Genomic DNA, 16,071 nt, shown 5'->3' with positions numbered 1-16,071 from the left:
GTTCGCGGCGTTCATCGGCTTCGGCGCGGCGGTTTTTCGGGGCGATGGTGGTCACAAAGAATTCCTTGGCGGTGGTCCACGCTGGCGAGCTTAGTTGAACGTGTGTTCAATCACCAGTCTCGGCGGTGCGGTTATTAACGTTCATGACGGGAGGACAAGCGTATGGCGCAGGATATTTCGTTCGAGGTTCGCAACAACAATGGCGGCGCGGTGCAGGTCGGTGCCTGGCGATTCGAAGGCGCCAGTACTGGGCCGAAGGTGCATTTGCAGGCCGGCGTGCATGCCGATGAAATCGCCGGGATGCTGGTACTGCATCTGTTGATGCAACGCCTTGCGGTGGCCGAGTCCGAAGGCCGACTCAAGGGCACTGTCACCGTGGTGCCACAGGCCAATCCACTGGGTATCGGCCAGTTTCGCCAAGGGCGGATCCTAGGACGTTTTCACGATGCCACCGGGCATAACTTCAACCGTGGCTTTGATCAGTCGGCGGCGATGACGCAACCGTCTACCAATGTCCAGGAATGGCAAAAGAAACTGGTGCAACTGGGGGCTCCGGCGGACGTGATGCTCGACCTGCACACCGATGACGAAGCGCTGCCCTACATCTACGTGCACCGCAGCTTCTGGCCCCGTGGCCGCGAACTGGCGGCTGCGATGAAAATGGACGTGGCGATTATCTGGGATGACGGCGGCGACGGCTCTTTCGAGGAAACCATCATTGCCCCGTGGCTGCGTGAAGGTACGACGCAAGGACGCATGGCCGCGACTCTGGAACTGCGCGGGCAGGGCGACGTCAGCGACCGCTACGCCGAACAGGATGCCGAAGGACTGTATGCCTGGCTGTGTGGTTACGGGATCATCGATGACGCAGTCTTACCCGGCGACTGGCCCGTCGAGGTCAAGGACATGGCGCAGATGGAGACGATTCTCGCGCCACAACCCGGCGTACTGATCTTTGAAAAAGAGTTGGGCGACATCGTCGAGGAGGGCCAGCGCTTTGCGCGGATTCTGCGCCGCCCCGGTGATCCGTCTTCAGAGGTGGTGCTGGTGGCCGAGCAGACCGGGCGCATGGTAACCCGCTATCGCGATCGACTGATCTCTCAGGGTATGGTGGTGGCGAAATTTACCGGCAGTCGTGTGTCGAGTAATTGGAGCGGTGGGTTGCTGGACCCGAACTAGATATTCGCCGTTAACCCAGTGACCTGCTGCTTCAAACTGGCACTTCGTGCGAGTGCCAGTTGCGCAAATCTGACAACCGCTCATCGCTGAACTACGCTGCGTTACGTACCCTGGACCTGAATTTGTGACCTAAGGAACTGACGCATGCTGAGCAGGTTGCTCGCTGTAATTTTTACTGTTTTCGGGATGTTCTGGTCAGTTCTTCTGTTCGCGGAGGACGCCCCCGCACCGGTTGAGCAACCGTCCGCTGAACTGAAAATCGCCAATCGCAGCATCATGGTTTTCCGCGCCGCATTACTCGGTGAAGCGCCGGAGGTGCGAGTCAAACGCGCGAAAACGGCGATTAATGAAGCACTGGATGATGCGGATGATCTGCGAGTCAGCCTTGATTCCATTCAAAACAGTTATCTGGTGCTGTTGGGCTCGAAGCGCGCCTTTATCGTTTCCCCTAAAGATGTCGATGCCACTGAATTCGAATCGGTCCAGCAGGCGGCCGAGAGCGCGGCCGACAAGTTGCGTCAAGTGGTAGCCGAAACCCAGGAAGCGCGCAGTCTGCGCCTGATTCTCCGGTCACTGGGCGCTGCGGCGCTGGCCACGGGTATCTACATTGCGTTGCTCTGGGGCATGGCGTATCTGCGTCGCCGCTTGCTGAAGAAACTGCCTGACTTGATGCATCGGCACACCCAGGCGCTGAAAGTAGGGCGGGTGCAGGTGATCGACGCCAATTACCTGTATCCGCTGGTCAGTCGCTTGCTGGGGCTGCTGCGCTGGCTGGTCGTTTTGCTGCTCACCTACGAATGGCTGGGGTTTGTCCTTTCGCGTTTTCCCTATACCCGGCCTTGGGGCGAGAGCCTGAACAACTATCTGATGGAGGTCGCCGGTTATCTGCTTCAGGGCATTGTCGGTGCAATACCGGGTTTGGGCGTTGCGGTAGCAATTTTCTTCATTGCCCGGGGCGCCACGGCGTTTACCCGCCGGATCCTGCGGCGGATGGCCATGCCAGGCACCCTGAGCTGGCTGAACCATGAAACCCTGCAACCGACCCAACGCCTGACCTCGCTGGCGATCTGGTTGTTTGCGTTGGCCATGGCCTATCCCTATCTGCCTGGCGCGGGCACCGACGCGTTCAAGGGGTTGTCGGTGTTGATCGGCCTGATGATCTCCCTCGGGGCCACCAGTGTGGTCGGTCAGGCAGCGGCGGGCCTGATCCTGACTTACACCCGAACCCTGCGCCCCGGCGAATTTGTGCGCATTGGCGACTATGAAGGCACGGTCACCGAACTCGGCATGTTCACCACCAGCATTCGCACCGGTCTCGGGGAAGTGCTGACCCTGCCCAATTCAATGATTACCGGCACGGTCACCAAAAACTATTCCCGCACGGTGCAAGGCCCCGGCTATGTGGTCGACACCGTGGTGACCATCGGCTACGACACGCCATGGCGGCAAGTGGAAGCGATGCTGCTGGAAGCTGCCCAACGCACGCCGGGTATTCTCGAAGTGCCGCCAGCCCAGGTGTTCCAGACCGCGCTGTCGGACTTTTACCCTGAGTATCGTCTCGTGGCCCAGGCCATTCCAAGCCAGCCTCGGCCGCGCGCCGTGCTGCTGAGCATGCTGCACGCCAACATCCAGGACGTGTTCAACGAGTACGGCGTGCAGATCATGTCGCCGCACTATTTGGGTGATCCGAACGAAGAGAAACGGGTGCCCAGGGACAAGTGGTACACAGCGCCAGCGCAAGAACCGAAGGATCTTTGAACGCACTGAAAGGGAGACCGCACCATGCTCGAGTTTCTGCTCCATGCCTTGCGGTCCGACCCGGAAATCGCGGTGTTCCTGGCCATTGCGCTGGGCGTTTTCATCGGTCGCATCCACATTGGCAGCTTTCATCTCGGCTCGGTTGCCGGGGCATTGTTGATGGGGCTGCTGATCGGTCAGATCGGCCTGGAAGTGCCGACCGGATTGAAGTCAGTGTTTTTTGTGATGTTCATCTACGCGGTCGGCTTCAAGAGTGGCCCGGAGTTTTTCGGCAGCCTTAATCGCGGCACGCTGAAACTGGTGCTGTTGTCGGTGGTGTTGTGCGCGACGGCGCTGGGCTCGATCCTGCTGATGAATGCGATTTTCGACTTTGACGCCGGCTTCACCGCCGGCCTTGGCGCCGGGGCGCTGACCGACACGGCGATCATGGGCACCGCCACCAGTGCGATCAATCAACTGGCGATCGACACCGCCGCCAAAGCCGAACTCAATAGCCATATGGCGATTGCCTACGCGATTACCTACCTGTTCGGCACCATTGGCCTGATTGTCTTCGTCGGCAGCATTGCCCCGAAGCTGCTGGGGGTGGACCTCAAGGCGTCGGCCCGGGAACTGGAACTTGAGTTGGGGATCGCCAAGGAAGAAGAGGCGATCACCGTGCCGTACACGCGCATTGTCGTGCGCGCGCATCAAGTGGCGGCCAATGGGCCGGCGGATGGCCTGCGGATTACCGATCTCGAAAGCCAGCACGAGTCGCTGACGGTCGAGCGGGTGGTGCGCGCCGGCCAAATCATCGAGCGCGATGAAGGGTTCACCCTCAAGGCCGGCGACATCATTGGCGTCTACGCCTTGCGCGAAGCGGTCGGCCCACTCTCGCAGTGGGTGGGGCCGGAAATCGATCATATTGAATCGCTGTCGTTTCCGACCCGTCAGGTCGACCTCGTCCTGACCTCGCCGGAATTCGCCGGCAAGACCATCAAACAGGCCAAATCCCGCCTGGAAAATACCCGGCGCCTGGGCTGCTTCATCAACACCATCACCCGCCAGGGTTACGAACTGCCGCTGCTGCCCAATACCGTGTTGCGCCGGGGCGACGTACTGACCCTGACCGGCCGCACCGCCAGCGTCGAGGCCCTGGCTAAACGCCTGGGGCGGATTCGTGAAAACAACTACAAAAGCGACATCGCCGTGCACACGCTGGGGATGGTATTGGGCTCATTGTTGGGGTTGCTGTCTACGCACATCGGGATGATCCCGGTGGAACTGGGCATTGGTGGCGGCGTGCTGGTCGCCGCACTGGTGATCGGTTGGTACAACTCACGGCACCCTGAAATCGGCGCATTGCCACCGGCAGCGCAATGGGCGTTCTCCGAGTTTGGCTTGACCGCGTTCGGCGCGGTAGTGGGGTTGCTGGCCGGGCCGGCGGCGTTCGCGGCCATGAAGGAGCAAGGTCTGGCGCTGTTGTTATCTGGCGCCGTGGTGACCATCTTGCCGCCGCTGGTGGCGCTGTACTTCGGCCGCTACGTACTGCGCCTGCACCCGATGATCCTGTTCGGCGCCCTGGCCGGCGCACAGACCGAAGCCGCTTCGATGAACAAAATCATTGAACAGTCCGGCAGCAACACGCCGGTGATTGGCTTTACCGTGTGTTATGCGATTTCCAATGTGCTGCTGGCGGTGTGTGGGCCGATTATCATTTTTGTGGTGGCGGGGTAGCTGAGATTTACCGCACATCGCCAGTGGCGGTTTGACGTGATTATTTGTGATTTAATCTGATTGATTCTCAGGCATTACGATTAAACTCAAGTCCAGCCGCACTTCGCAGCTTTGGAGTAATTAACATGGCTACCACCGTCAAAACCCGCTCTGTAACAGCTCACGTACCTGTAGACCTGGCCGAAAAAATTGATGAAATCGCAGAGCGTCTTGAGCGCTCCAAGAACTGGATCGTCAAGCAGGCGCTATCTGCCTGGATAGATCAGGAAGAAGAGCGCAATCGTTTGACCCGTGAAGCTTTGGCAGATGTGGACGCCGGTCGTGTGATTGATCATCAGGCTGTTCAGGCATGGGCTGACAGCCTCGGCACTGACTCCCCACTTCCGGAGCCTCGCTAATGGAGTTGAAGTGGACCAGCAAGGCGCTCTCCGATCTCACCCGTTTGTACGAATTTCTCGCCACCGTGAACCAGTCTGCTGCGATCCATACGGTTCAACAACTCACGAATACTCCCGATGCGTTACTAACCAACCCACGCATTGGCGAGCGCTTGGAAGAGTTTGATCCACGTGATGTGCGCCGAATATTCATTGGCCACTACGAACTGCGCTATGAAATTCAGAACTCGACCATCTATCTGTTACGCCTTTGGCATACACGCGAAAATCGATAAAAACTCCTGGGCAACAAGCAGCGCTCTACACCGTCAACTTCCGACTGAACTTGGTTTCCATCACAATATGGGAGGCGGTGTGCGCCACGCCCTTGATCATGTTGATCCTGGTGAGTTCGGCGTTGAGTTCGCTCAGGGTCGGCGTGGCGAGATGAATGATGAAGTCGGACTCGCCCGAGACCGCATACACGGCCTGCACCGACTCCATCTTGCGAAGAGAGGTCATGACATCGGTGTAGCTCTTGTTGGTGCAGGAAGTCATGGTGAAGCAGTTGATGGTCTGCTGCAGTCTGTTCTGGTCGATGCGTACGCTGTATCCGGTGATGACGCCGGCCTTTTCCAGGCGGGTGATCCGCTCTTGTACCGAAGAGCGTGAGACCTCGAGTTTCCGTGCCAGGGACGCCGTGGGCTCGCGCGCGTTGGCCTGCAAGAGGCCGAGCAACTGCCGGTCCTTTTCGGTCAGGTTAAACAGTGGCCCCGGGTTCTGCGTATCCATCAACACGTCCTTCGATTTCGCTCGGATTCAATTTTTATGCGTCGCCCTGCGTTGAGAGCACGCCTCCTGAAACATGTCCATCATCTTCAGGCCGGCATACACCGTCTGCGCCGCAGCCGGGCCGAGAGGGCCGCCATTCCATTCAAGACCGTAGGCATCGAACAGACGGTAGCGATCAGTCTCGCCGCAAATGGCTTCGGCAATGACGCGTCCGCCGATAGGGGCGGTGTTCATACCATGGCCACCAAATGATGTACACGCCCATAGCCCCTTCCCGAGCGGGCCGATGTGCGGCATTTTGTGCCTTGCGTAGCCCATCAGCCCGGACCAGGCTTTTTCGATCTTGATGCCCCGCAATTGCGGATACACGTCGAGAATATCGTCGGTCAGCAACTGCCCCAGACGCTTTTCATCCTGCAGGTTTCGGGTGGTGATACGACCGCCCCAAAGCAGACGGTCACCATCGACAATTCGATAATAGTCCGAGGCTCGGCGGTTATCGCCGACGGCATCGGTGGTGCCCACCGCATCTGCCAGACGTTCGCCCAAATGTTCGGTCAGTACCGCGTAGGTTGCGATTGGCAGAAATGCGCGGCGTAACTTTCCGAACTCAGGACCACCATAGCCGCCGCAGCAATACACCACATTAGCGCAATCGACCGTGCCCTGATCAGTGAGTACCCGATGGCGCCCATCACGACTCTCAACCCGAACCATGGGTGAGTGTTCATGGATCTTGCCGCCGATGCGCTCGATAAGCTGGGCAACGCCCAGGCAATAGTTCAAGGGGTGGAAGTGAAATCCATGATTATCCCGAAGCGCCTGGAAATACCTGTCGGTCTTGAGCTTGTCACGTACGGCCTGGCGATCCAGATAGTCGAGGTGGAAGTCGAAATCCGTCGCCATCTTGTCGCGCATGCGCTTGAGATTATCGCCATCCTCGTATCGCACCACGCTCAATTTTCCAGGTGTTGGCGCGCAGCCAGGCAGCTGGTAGCGGGCGATCATCTCGCGAACCGTGTCGACGCCTTCGAGCGACAGTTTGAACAGCGCGGCAGCAGTTGGTTTTCCGCAACGTCGCTCGATGGATGACAGGCCTTCGGACCAGCCCTGAAGCACGAAGCCGCCGTTACGACCCGATGCTCCCCAGGCAACGCGACCTGCCTCAAGCAGCACGACCGACTGACCTCGCGACACCAATTCCCATGCAGTGCTCAGCCCCGCCAGACCTGCGCCGATGATGCATACATCGGCCTGGACACTGCCTGACAGCGCTGGGCGCTGAGAAGTGTCGTTCATCGTGGCGGTGTAGTAGTTGTTGTTATAGGTGTACATGAAGTCCGTTGTCCTTTTTCGGGCGCAGACATGCAGTGCGCCACGTTGAAAACGGGCGCCTGCCATGCTTGGGTTTATTGCACCTGGGCTTTATTGCACTGCGGTGAGATCGGCGCCGTACCACTTTTCAGAAAGTTTCTTGAGCGTGCCATCGGCTTTCATGTCGGCAACGGTCTTGGTCAGCGCGCTGTTGAACGCCTCATCACCTTTATCCACGGCGATGGCCAACGGTTCGTAGTAAGCGGGTTTGCCTTCCACTCTGACGATGGGATAGCCGTTTTTGACTGCTGCCACAACGGTTGGCAGCGCGGACAAGGTGGCATTCAGTCTGACGCCGTTGCCCATGCGCAAATCATCGAGAGGGCCCATGCTGTCGCCATAAGTCTTCACCTCGCCAGCGGTGACATCGTAGGTAAACGCTGGCACATCGGGGGCGTCGATCTTGAGCCGATGATTGATATAGTCTTCCGATGTGGTGCCCGCTTCGACGCCGATAGTCTTGTCGTTGAGGTCCGCCGCCTGAGTCCCGGCGGCATCCTTGTGCACTGCGAACACATAGGGCGTGTAGTAATAAATCGCGGGGAAATCGAGGACGCGGGCGCGCTCGGTGGTTGGCGTCATGGAACCGACCGACAAGTCCCAGCGACTCGACCAGCGTCCGGCGGTGATGATTCCGTATTCGGGTGTCACGAAGTCGACTTTGCTACCCAGGCGCCGGCCGATTTCGGTGGCGACATCAATATCAAACCCTTGCAGTTTATTGTCCGGGCCCAGGAACGATTGCGGTGGCCAGTTTGCCGCGGTGGCCACTTTGATCACCTTGGTTTCATGGATGCGGTCGAGCGTCGAACCCGCCCAGGCGGCGCCTGTGGTGATCGTGACGGCGGTGGCGATAGCGGCTGCAGTGAAGATGCGTGTGATCGAGATCATGAGTAAGCCTCCAGGTATCTTGAGTGCGATTTTTTTTGTTTTTGTCGATGACTTCGTGGCGATGCTTCTCAGTGGCTGAGAATCTGTGAAAGGAATTCCCGGGTACGTTCATGCTGTGGGTTTTCAAAAAACTCAGTGGGCTTGGCTTGTTCGAGGATGCAACCCTCATCCATGAAGATGACTCGGTCAGCAACCCGCCGGGCGAAACCCATCTCGTGGGTGACACACACCATCGTGATGCCGTCCTGGGCCAGTTCACCCATCACGTCCAGCACTTCCTTGACCATTTCAGGGTCGAGCGCCGAGGTGGGTTCGTCGAACAGCATGACGCGCGGTCGCATGCAAAGGGCGCGGGCGATTGCAACGCGTTGCTGCTGGCCGCCCGAGAGCTGGCTGGGGTATTTATCCGCCTGGTTGCCGATCCGTACTCGATCAAGGTATTCACAGGCCAGTTCGCGAGCCTCGGATTCGCTGAGCTTGCTGACAAGGCGCGGTCCCAGCATGAGGTTTTCCAGCACGGTCATGTGTGGAAACAGGTTGAACTGCTGAAACACCATGCCGACCTGGCGCCGTATGCTCGCGACGCAGGCGGCGTGGCGGGTCAACTCGATTCCGTCGATGAAGACCTTACCTTTCTGGAAGTCTTCCAGCAGATTCAGGCAGCGAATCAGTGTCGACTTTCCGGAACCCGAGGGGCCGCACACGACCACTATTTCGCCGCTTGAAATGTGCAGGTCGATGCCCTTGAGCACATGAAAATCGCCATACCATTTATGCATCTCGTGAATCGATATGGCGGGGTACGGGGCAATGACTGCTGAAGCTGACGGCTGATTCATCGTAATGCTCCTGATTCAGCGGTGGGCGCGATTGAAGTGTTTTTCCAGGCGCGACTGAACGGTTTCCAGCACGATCGACAGCAGCCAATAAAGCACGGCTGCGGTGATGAGCATTTCCAGGTGACGGAACTCGGCGCGTCCTTGTGTCCGCGCCAGGAACATCAACTCCCAGACGCCGATCACGGACACCAGCGAGCTGTCCTTGAGCATCGAAATGAACTGGTTACCCGTTGGCGGAATGATCAGGCGCATGGACTGCGGGAGAATGACGCGAGTCATCGTTTGAAAGGGATTCAGGCCAATCGCCCGAGAGGCTTCCCACTGACCGCGGGAGATGCTGCTGATCCCGCCACGGAAGATCTCCGTCATATAGGCGCCATAGCACAGCGATAGCGCCAGAATCCCTGCCGGCACGGCACCGACCACGTAGCCGAGTTGAGGAATGCCCAGGTAGATGAGATAGATCTGGATGAGTAGCGGAACACCGCGAAAAAACGAGGTGTAGAAGCTGGCGATGGCAATGGCGAAACCGTTGGAAGATAAACGGGCTGTCGCACCCAACAATGCCAGGACGAATGCAATGGCAATGGAAATCGCGGACACATAGACGGTGGTGAAAACCCCTTGGGTAATCATGAAGCCCACTTTGGTCGCGATGAAGCTGTAGGAAAGATTGAAGGTGTCGAAGAATAAAAGGAACAGCACCAGCAATTCGCACCAGACCGTGATGATCTGCGCCCGCAAGGGAAACCGGCCAAGGATGAACAGGTTCAGTACAACCGTGATGGTGAAGGTGCCCCCAACCGCGATGTCACGCGCCAGAGGTGCTTTCAAGTCCAGAACGATTGGCCCCATCAAATTGGACAGTCGACCTTCACCCACACCGCAGATAAGCGTGATGATGAAAATGACCGCCGCGACCGCTCCCATGAACAGGGCGCTGTCAGTCATGCGAGCCTTGACGATATGGTCTTTGTACATGGCCTACGTACCTCAGGGTGAGCCCCTTTGTTGTTGTAGGCCAATTATGGGTGTGCGAAATGCCGGGCGGGACCCTGCAGAGTGCTGGAAATATCAGTATCTTCTGGCATATCAGTGGGTGCGATCCCTACATCTGCCAAAAACGTACCGTCAATTCTTCCATCTGGTTAGTGCCATTCCTCACTCAAAACCTGTGCGGCTCGGCATCCACACTGAGCAGTGACCGAAGCACCATCTGCTGCAAAGTCTTGATGAGTACTTCGGCCCGGCAGTCGTTGCCGACTGGCCCGAACACCGCGCCATCGAGCATGGCCCGTACAGTAGCCACCGCGATATCAAGGTCATCCACCTGGAAGTGCCTTCGCGCCATACCCGATCGGATGATCTCTTTCAAAATCTGCGTCTGTTTGTCGCGTAATCCTTGGATTCTTGCCTGTTGAGCGGGCTCCAGGCAGCAATGCTCGCGCATGGCCAATAGGTGCTCATCGCGCCGTGCCAGGGAACATCGCAAGTAAGCGCCGAGGTAGTGCCCTAGTGCAGACCTTGGGTCCAACGGGGCGAGGGGAGGTTTGCTGACGCAGTTGAGCAGGCGATATTCATGTTCTTCAATGAAATCGAACAGCAGGCATTGTTTACTTTCGATGTGGTGATACAGCGAACCCGCTTGAATGCCAGCCTGCTCGGCGAGTTGACGCAGGCTCACGGACTGGTAGCCCTCAGTGACGAACATGCGCAGCGCAACACTGCGGATAGCCTCTAACCTGGACACGGCGACGTGCGTGGACGGCGTGCTTGTCGTTTTAGTCATCATGATTACCGTTGCCCGGCCACGAGCGTGGCCGGGAAGAAGTCAGGAAGCTGTTGTCGGGTTCGAATTCAAAACAAGGCAAGTGTGTAGGACATCACGAGTCGAGTCTGGTCCTGAGCTCCGTCACTCGGTACTCCGCTTCGAAGCGTTGCGTTTCTAAGGCCCAGGCCCAACCCCTGAAAACTGCCGCTTTGAATGACGTAATCAACAATGATGTCGCGCTCCCATTCCCGGGCATCAGCAGCACCGGATTGTTTAATGTGCGTGCCATGGTAATAGCCAATGGATGCAGTAAGGCCGGGCAATCCAGACGCCACGAAGTTGTAGGCATACATGCCGAACGCGGTATCTTCTCCCGCCCGCAGAAAGCTTGAGACGAAGCGATCCGTAGGCAGATAGGTACTGGCGCCGGCGGCACCTTCACCGGTGCTTGCCTGGTTCAATTGAGTGAAGTTGCTGCCGGAGGAAACCCGTTGATAGCCCCCCATCAACGAATGGCCGCCCACGTTGTAAGTGAGCATCGCGGCCCACGTGTCGTTATCGATACGGCCCGGCGTGTCGCCATAGCCGCTGAGTGTGTAGCCGGCGGCGCGCCCCTGGGGACTGTCGTTTTTACCCTCCGCCCGAGTTCGGAAGTAGCGTAAATCCGTCTTGAATGTTTGCCCTTCGATAATCGGGAACGTGTGCGTCAAGCCGAGAAAGTCTTGATCGTAATAATTTTCGAGTTTGGCGTGGTAGTACTGTAAGAGCAGCTGTTTGTTGAATTGATAGTCTGCGCCGGCGAAGGAAAAATCATTGCTTTCACGTCGTCCTCCAGAAACGGCCAATCCGGCATCGTTAGTTGAAGCGCGCCCGGTGGCTTTGTTGATGCGTCCACCCACCAGCGTCAGGTTGTCGAGGGCTTTGGAGGTGAGCATTGCACCTTCAAATGTTTGCGGGAGCAGTCTGCCGTCATTGGAAATCAGGATCGGCAGCTTGGGTAGTAGCGTCCCGACCCTGAGTTCGGTGTTTGACAGTTTCGCTTTGACGGCAACGCCAAGCCGGCTGAACTCATCGACTGCCGTGCCGTCGCTGTTGTCGGGAAACATCGAGCTGCCCCGATGATTGCCCGCTCCGCCGTCCAGACGTACGCCCAAAGTACCCAGTACATCCAGGCCGAAGCCTAAGGCGCCATCGGTATAGCCCGACTTGAGATCCAGCATGAAGCCATTGCCCCATTCGCGTATTTTGCTCTGTCCCTGGGGGCCTGGCTGATTTCTATAATCGTTGTTGAAGTAGAAATTGCGCACGTTCAGGGCTCCGTGGCCGTCCGCAATGAAGTCTGCATACGCAGGGGCGGGCCCGGCCAATAAGCAGCCCATGGTCGACAGTAATGCCGGTTTTACCGGGAAGACTTTCGTCACTGTTATTTGCTCCTGTTGTTTTTATTGTTGTTTTTTAGCCACGCAGGTTTTTTCCAGGCGAGTTCAGCCGCGCCCTGTAAGTTTCATCAGGGCGTTGCCGGGACTCAGCTGGTTACGGTGTCAGTGCATCAAGCTGCCTGGGCGGCAGGGGTAGGGCGCAGGCGGTACACCAGCAGGCCGAGCCCGCCACCGACGACCAATATCGCAGCCATGATGTACATGGCTGCGTGGGTGGTGCCGGTTACTTGGGTCAGCCAACCCACCACAATCGTGCTGAAGAAGCCGGCAATGTTGCCTAATGAATTGATCAACGCCACGCCAGTCGCTGCGGCGGCACCGCCGACCACGGCGCTGGGCATGCCCCAGAAAACCGGCAGGCTGCTGACCATCGCGGCCGTGCCTATGGTCAGGCCGATCATGCCCAGTAACAGGTTGTCCCCGAAGTAAGTGCCGAAGGCGATACCCAGCGCGCCAATGCCGGCGCAAATCGCCAAATGCCACCGGTACTCTCCATGCCGATCCGAACTGCGCCCCACCAGGACCATTGCGATAGCGGCTGCCGCATAGGGAATGGCACTCAGTACACCGATCACCGCCGGTTGTTGCACGCCGCTGTTGCGGATGATGGTGGGCAACCAGAAGCTGATCACGTATTGGCCCAGCACCAGGCAGAAGTACACGGCGCCGAGCAGCCAGATCTGCGGGTTGAGCAAACCGTCGCGCAGGCGATGGCTCTGTTTTTGCGACGCCTCACGGTCGATGGCGGCCTGCATGCCCTGGCGCTCTTCAGGCGTCAGCCAGTGAGCATCAGCGATTCTGTCGCGCAGCAGGAAGAACACCGCAGCCCCCAACGCCACTGCTGGCAGCCCCTCAATGACAAACAGCCATTGCCATCCCGCATAACCGGCGACGCCGTTGAAGTGCTGCAGGATCAGACCGGAGATAACCGCGCCGAACATGCTGGAGACGGGCAGGGCCATGATGAACATCGCAGTCATCACCCCGCGGCGATGGCTGGGGAACCAGGTGGTGAGGTAGAAGATAATGCCGGGAAAGAATCCCGCCTCGGCGATACCGATCAGCAGCCTCAACGCATAGAAGGCCAACGGCGTCTCGATGAACATCATTGCCGCCGACAGAAAACCCCAGCTGACCATGATCCGGGCAATCCAGCGACGAGCGCCGAAGCGGTGCAGGGCGATGTTGCTGGGAATTTCGAAAATCAGATAACCGAGGAAGAAAATACCCGCGCCCAAGCCATAAACGGCTTCACTGAATTTCAAGTCGTCGAGCATCTGTAACTTGGCGAAACCGACATTGACCCGATCCAGATAAGCCACCAGATAACAGGCGATCAGTAGCGGAATAATTCGCCAGGCCGTCTTTCGGTAGGCCGATTTCAAGGCGTGGTCAGGCATCACGCCCGTTGGGAGTGGAGGTTGGTTCATGGTTAGCCTCTTTATTGTTGTTGTCGAAGCGAAGATGAAACGGGTATTCAGGGGGGCGGCAGTAACCGTGTGGAAGGCCATTCGCCTGAACGGCACATGTCGTGCACGACCTGGGTGATCAACTGCGCGATCAAGGTACGCAAGTTGCTGGCCGGTCGCGTCCCGCAGGTGCAGATACCCAGTGTGCGAAACACACCGGGCGCCGCAAACGGGTGGGCCACCAGACGACCTTCGGCGACCTCGCGCACCACCAGGTTGAGCGGCATGATCGTCGGTCCGATGCCAGCCTCGACGGCGCTTTTGAGGATGTAGACCGAGTTGACTTCCATGGCCACTGCGGCTGGCGAGCGCTTTTGCTGTTCCAGCGCCTGGTCGACGATGGCACGGGTGCTGTGACTGTGGGCCTTGCTGGGAAAGACCAGCGGGCGCGCCACGCCTTGGCTCAACGTCACCTCGCCGGGCAACGGCGCCTCCGGGTCATTGGCGCGATGTATCAGATAGAGGTCTTCTTCGATCAGTGGCGTGAAGCTCACTTCCGCCGGCAATCCCGTTGGCGTGAACAGCGCGATATCGACGCTGCCCCGGATCAACTGGTCGACCAGATTGCCGGTCAACTCTTCGTTCAGTTGCAACTCCACCTGAGGGTAGGTCCGGCCTACAGCCTGCAACAGCGGCAGAGCAACGATCGGCGACACGCTCTGTGGCAACGCCACCACGATAGAACCCGTCAACACACCATGCCCCGGCAGAACCGCTGCCTTGGCATCGCGCATTTGCTTTAGGATGCCCAAGGCGTACTCGTAAAACACCTGGCCTGCTTCATTGATGGAGATGCCGCTGTTGCCGCGATGGAACAGCGTCACACCCAACTCGGCCTCAAGAGCACTCATCTGCTTGCTTAACGCCGATTGAGCAATCAGCACTTTGCGGGCAGCCGCTGACAGGCTGCCTGCATCGGCAACGGCGACAAAGTATTTGAGTTGACGGAATTCCATAGCGAACCTCCTGCAACCCGGTTTACGCGGCCGGTGTACCACGGGAAAAGATCTTCCCGGGATTCATTAATTGTTGCGGGTCCAGCGCGGCCTTGATGGCCGCCATGGTGTCCACCGCGTTCTGGCCGAATTCCGCTGGCAGGAATGATTGTTTGGTCAGGCCGACACCGTGTTCTCCTGTGCATGAACCGTTCATGGCGATAGCGCGTTCGGCCAGTCGGTGCGCGACGGAGTCGGCCCGCTCGACTTGATCCGGATCATCCGGGTCGATCAGGATCACCGCATGAAAGTTGCCATCGCCAACGTGGCCGAAAATGGGAGCGAGCAAATCGTGTTCCAGCAGATCGACGGCAGTCGCCTCGATGCACTCGGCCAGTCGCGAGATCGGTACGACCGCATCGGTGGTCACCGAGCGGCAACCGGGGCGCAGTGCCAGTGCCGCAAAATAAGCATCGTGCCGTGCCTGCCACAGTCGGGTGCGATCTTCAGGATGCAGCGCCCATTCGAAGTCCTGCCCACCCTGGTCGTCGGCAAGCATGCGCAGCGTTTCCACTTGCTCCTTGACGCTGGATTCGGAGCCATGCAGCTCAAAGAACAGGCAGGGGACTTCTTGCAGCGAAGTCTTGCTGTAGGCGTTCAGCGCGCGAACCGTCAACGCATCGATCAGCTCGACGCGCGCCATTGGAATGCCCAACTGGATGGCCTGAATAACCGTGCGCACCGCGTGATCAACGCTAGGGAAATTGCACACTGCCGCGGAAATGGCTTCCGGGATCGGATGCAGTTTCACCGTCAGCTCGGCGATGGTCGCCAAGGTTCCGCCGGAGCCCACCAACAGGTGCGTCAGGTCATAGCCAGCCGACGATTTGCGGGCCCGGCCACCGGTCTGCAGCACACGGCCATCCGCAAGGACAGCTTTCATCGCCAGGACATTTTCGCGCATCGTTCCGTAGCGCACTGCGTTGGTGCCCGAAGCGCGAGTGGCCGCCATGCCGCCCAACGAGGCGTCAGCCCCCGGATCGATAGGGAAGAACAGGCCTGTCCCGTGCAAGGCGGCATTCAACTGCTTGCGCGTCACGCCCGGTTGTACGGTGACGTCCATGTCGTCGACCCGCACTTCGAGGATTTGATTCATGCCCGAGACGTCGATGCAGATGCCGCCATGTACCGCATGCAGCCAACCTTCCAGCGAACTGCCGCTGCCGTACGGAATGATCGGCACGCGATGGTCGTGGCAGACCTTCTGCACACTGACGATCTCTGCAAGGCTGTTCACGAAGGCCACTGCTTGTGGCGGCATCGGATCGAGGGCAGATATGTCACAGCCGTGGTGCTCACGAACACTCGACGAACAACTGAATCTGTCACCTAGCAGCGCAGTGAGTTCATCAAGCAGCGCTGATGGCAGCGTTTTGAAATCGAAGGTATGGATCGCCGGGCCTTGCATGCAGGGATCTCCTGTTGTTTTTTTTCGTGCCGGGCGACGTTCAGGTACGACGCATCCCGATAC

15 protein-coding genes are annotated in these 16,071 nt (G+C 58.4%); 5 read left to right on the top strand and 10 right to left on the bottom strand.

The window, feature by feature from the left end:
- Window positions 1-162: 162 nt before the first annotated feature.
- From V6Z53_RS18125 to V6Z53_RS18105, 5 genes are all read left to right on the top strand, one after another.
- On the top strand, window positions 163-1,179 hold the full coding sequence (locus V6Z53_RS18125; RefSeq protein ID WP_338580981.1) for a succinylglutamate desuccinylase/aspartoacylase family protein: 1,017 nt from the start codon (window positions 163-165) through the stop codon (window positions 1,177-1,179).
- Window positions 1,180-1,323: 144 nt separating this feature from the next.
- Complete coding sequence (locus tag V6Z53_RS18120) at window positions 1,324-2,937, top strand: mechanosensitive ion channel domain-containing protein (protein WP_338580980.1); 1,614 nt, start codon at window positions 1,324-1,326, stop codon at window positions 2,935-2,937.
- A gap of 24 nt (window positions 2,938-2,961) precedes the next feature.
- Entirely contained in the window at window positions 2,962-4,653 is a 1,692-nt protein-coding gene (gene aspT / locus V6Z53_RS18115) for an aspartate-alanine antiporter (protein WP_338580979.1), read from the top strand.
- 125 nt (window positions 4,654-4,778) lie between these two features.
- The gene (locus tag V6Z53_RS18110; protein ID WP_338580978.1) at window positions 4,779-5,051 is read left to right on the top strand and encodes a ribbon-helix-helix domain-containing protein; all 273 of its coding nucleotides are present in this window, start codon (window positions 4,779-4,781) and stop codon (window positions 5,049-5,051) included.
- Window positions 5,051-5,326, top strand: coding sequence for a type II toxin-antitoxin system RelE/ParE family toxin (locus tag V6Z53_RS18105; protein WP_338580977.1), 276 nt, complete (start codon window positions 5,051-5,053; stop codon window positions 5,324-5,326). Before V6Z53_RS18110 ends, V6Z53_RS18105 begins: the two co-directional genes overlap by 1 nt.
- A gap of 25 nt (window positions 5,327-5,351) precedes the next feature.
- Here the strand turns inward: V6Z53_RS18105 and V6Z53_RS18100 are convergent, their stop codons facing one another.
- The 10 genes from V6Z53_RS18100 to V6Z53_RS18055 all read right to left on the bottom strand — a co-directional run bounded on the left by V6Z53_RS18100 (window position 5,352) and on the right by V6Z53_RS18055 (window position 16,008).
- Complete coding sequence (locus V6Z53_RS18100; protein WP_338580976.1) at window positions 5,352-5,822, bottom strand: Lrp/AsnC family transcriptional regulator; 471 nt, start codon at window positions 5,820-5,822, stop codon at window positions 5,352-5,354.
- A 27-nt stretch (window positions 5,823-5,849) separates the two neighbouring features.
- Complete coding sequence (locus V6Z53_RS18095) at window positions 5,850-7,157, bottom strand: FAD-binding oxidoreductase (protein WP_338580975.1); 1,308 nt, start codon at window positions 7,155-7,157, stop codon at window positions 5,850-5,852.
- Between the two features lie 90 nt (window positions 7,158-7,247).
- Window positions 7,248-8,087, bottom strand: coding sequence for a transporter substrate-binding domain-containing protein (locus V6Z53_RS18090; protein WP_338580974.1), 840 nt, complete (start codon window positions 8,085-8,087; stop codon window positions 7,248-7,250).
- 68 nt (window positions 8,088-8,155) lie between these two features.
- Window positions 8,156-8,926 (bottom strand): amino acid ABC transporter ATP-binding protein, encoded by a 771-nt coding sequence (locus tag V6Z53_RS18085; RefSeq protein ID WP_338580973.1) that lies wholly within the window; start codon window positions 8,924-8,926, stop codon window positions 8,156-8,158.
- 15 nt (window positions 8,927-8,941) lie between these two features.
- Window positions 8,942-9,907 carry an amino acid ABC transporter permease gene (locus tag V6Z53_RS18080; RefSeq protein ID WP_338580972.1) on the bottom strand — a complete coding sequence of 322 codons (966 nt, stop codon included), beginning with the start codon at window positions 9,905-9,907 and terminating at the stop codon, window positions 8,942-8,944.
- A 184-nt stretch (window positions 9,908-10,091) separates the two neighbouring features.
- A complete protein-coding gene (locus V6Z53_RS18075; RefSeq protein ID WP_338580971.1) occupies window positions 10,092-10,718 on the bottom strand; it encodes a TetR/AcrR family transcriptional regulator in 627 nt (208 codons plus the stop codon).
- Window positions 10,719-10,783: 65 nt separating this feature from the next.
- Complete coding sequence (locus V6Z53_RS18070) at window positions 10,784-12,076, bottom strand: OprD family porin (protein ID WP_338586515.1); 1,293 nt, start codon at window positions 12,074-12,076, stop codon at window positions 10,784-10,786.
- A 170-nt stretch (window positions 12,077-12,246) separates the two neighbouring features.
- Window positions 12,247-13,566 (bottom strand): MFS transporter, encoded by a 1,320-nt coding sequence (locus tag V6Z53_RS18065; protein WP_338580970.1) that lies wholly within the window; start codon window positions 13,564-13,566, stop codon window positions 12,247-12,249.
- 47 nt (window positions 13,567-13,613) lie between these two features.
- Window positions 13,614-14,561: a LysR family transcriptional regulator gene (locus V6Z53_RS18060; RefSeq protein WP_338580968.1), complete on the bottom strand. Its 948-nt coding sequence runs from the start codon at window positions 14,559-14,561 to the stop codon at window positions 13,614-13,616.
- A gap of 22 nt (window positions 14,562-14,583) precedes the next feature.
- A complete protein-coding gene (locus V6Z53_RS18055; protein ID WP_338580967.1) occupies window positions 14,584-16,008 on the bottom strand; it encodes an FAD-linked oxidase C-terminal domain-containing protein in 1,425 nt (474 codons plus the stop codon).
- Window positions 16,009-16,071 lie beyond the last annotated feature (63 nt).

Origin of the sequence: Pseudomonas sp. MAG733B (assembly GCF_036884845.1) — a bacterium.
GTDB lineage: Bacteria > Pseudomonadota > Gammaproteobacteria > Pseudomonadales > Pseudomonadaceae > Aquipseudomonas.
Note: the sequence above shows the minus strand (reverse complement) of the source record. Positions and strands in the feature narration are given on the sequence as shown.

Bases quoted from the DNA above. Each gene is read 5' to 3' on its own strand.
- V6Z53_RS18125 (WP_338580981.1), top strand. From the start codon at position 163: ATGGCGCAGGATATTTCGTTCGAGGTTCGCAACAACAATGGCGGCGCG.
- V6Z53_RS18120 (WP_338580980.1), top strand. From the start codon at position 1,324: ATGCTGAGCAGGTTGCTCGCTGTAATTTTTACTGTTTTCGGGATGTTC.
- aspT (WP_338580979.1), top strand. From the start codon at position 2,962: ATGCTCGAGTTTCTGCTCCATGCCTTGCGGTCCGACCCGGAAATCGCG.
- V6Z53_RS18110 (WP_338580978.1), top strand. From the start codon at position 4,779: ATGGCTACCACCGTCAAAACCCGCTCTGTAACAGCTCACGTACCTGTA.
- V6Z53_RS18105 (WP_338580977.1), top strand. From the start codon at position 5,051: ATGGAGTTGAAGTGGACCAGCAAGGCGCTCTCCGATCTCACCCGTTTG.
- V6Z53_RS18100 (WP_338580976.1), bottom strand. From the start codon at position 5,822: ATGGATACGCAGAACCCGGGGCCACTGTTTAACCTGACCGAAAAGGAC.
- V6Z53_RS18095 (WP_338580975.1), bottom strand. From the start codon at position 7,157: ATGTACACCTATAACAACAACTACTACACCGCCACGATGAACGACACT.
- V6Z53_RS18090 (WP_338580974.1), bottom strand. From the start codon at position 8,087: ATGATCTCGATCACACGCATCTTCACTGCAGCCGCTATCGCCACCGCC.
- V6Z53_RS18085 (WP_338580973.1), bottom strand. From the start codon at position 8,926: ATGAATCAGCCGTCAGCTTCAGCAGTCATTGCCCCGTACCCCGCCATA.
- V6Z53_RS18080 (WP_338580972.1), bottom strand. From the start codon at position 9,907: ATGTACAAAGACCATATCGTCAAGGCTCGCATGACTGACAGCGCCCTG.
- V6Z53_RS18075 (WP_338580971.1), bottom strand. From the start codon at position 10,718: ATGATGACTAAAACGACAAGCACGCCGTCCACGCACGTCGCCGTGTCC.
- V6Z53_RS18070 (WP_338586515.1), bottom strand. From the start codon at position 12,076: ATGGGCTGCTTATTGGCCGGGCCCGCCCCTGCGTATGCAGACTTCATT.
- V6Z53_RS18065 (WP_338580970.1), bottom strand. From the start codon at position 13,566: ATGAACCAACCTCCACTCCCAACGGGCGTGATGCCTGACCACGCCTTG.
- V6Z53_RS18060 (WP_338580968.1), bottom strand. From the start codon at position 14,561: ATGGAATTCCGTCAACTCAAATACTTTGTCGCCGTTGCCGATGCAGGC.
- V6Z53_RS18055 (WP_338580967.1), bottom strand. From the start codon at position 16,008: ATGCAAGGCCCGGCGATCCATACCTTCGATTTCAAAACGCTGCCATCA.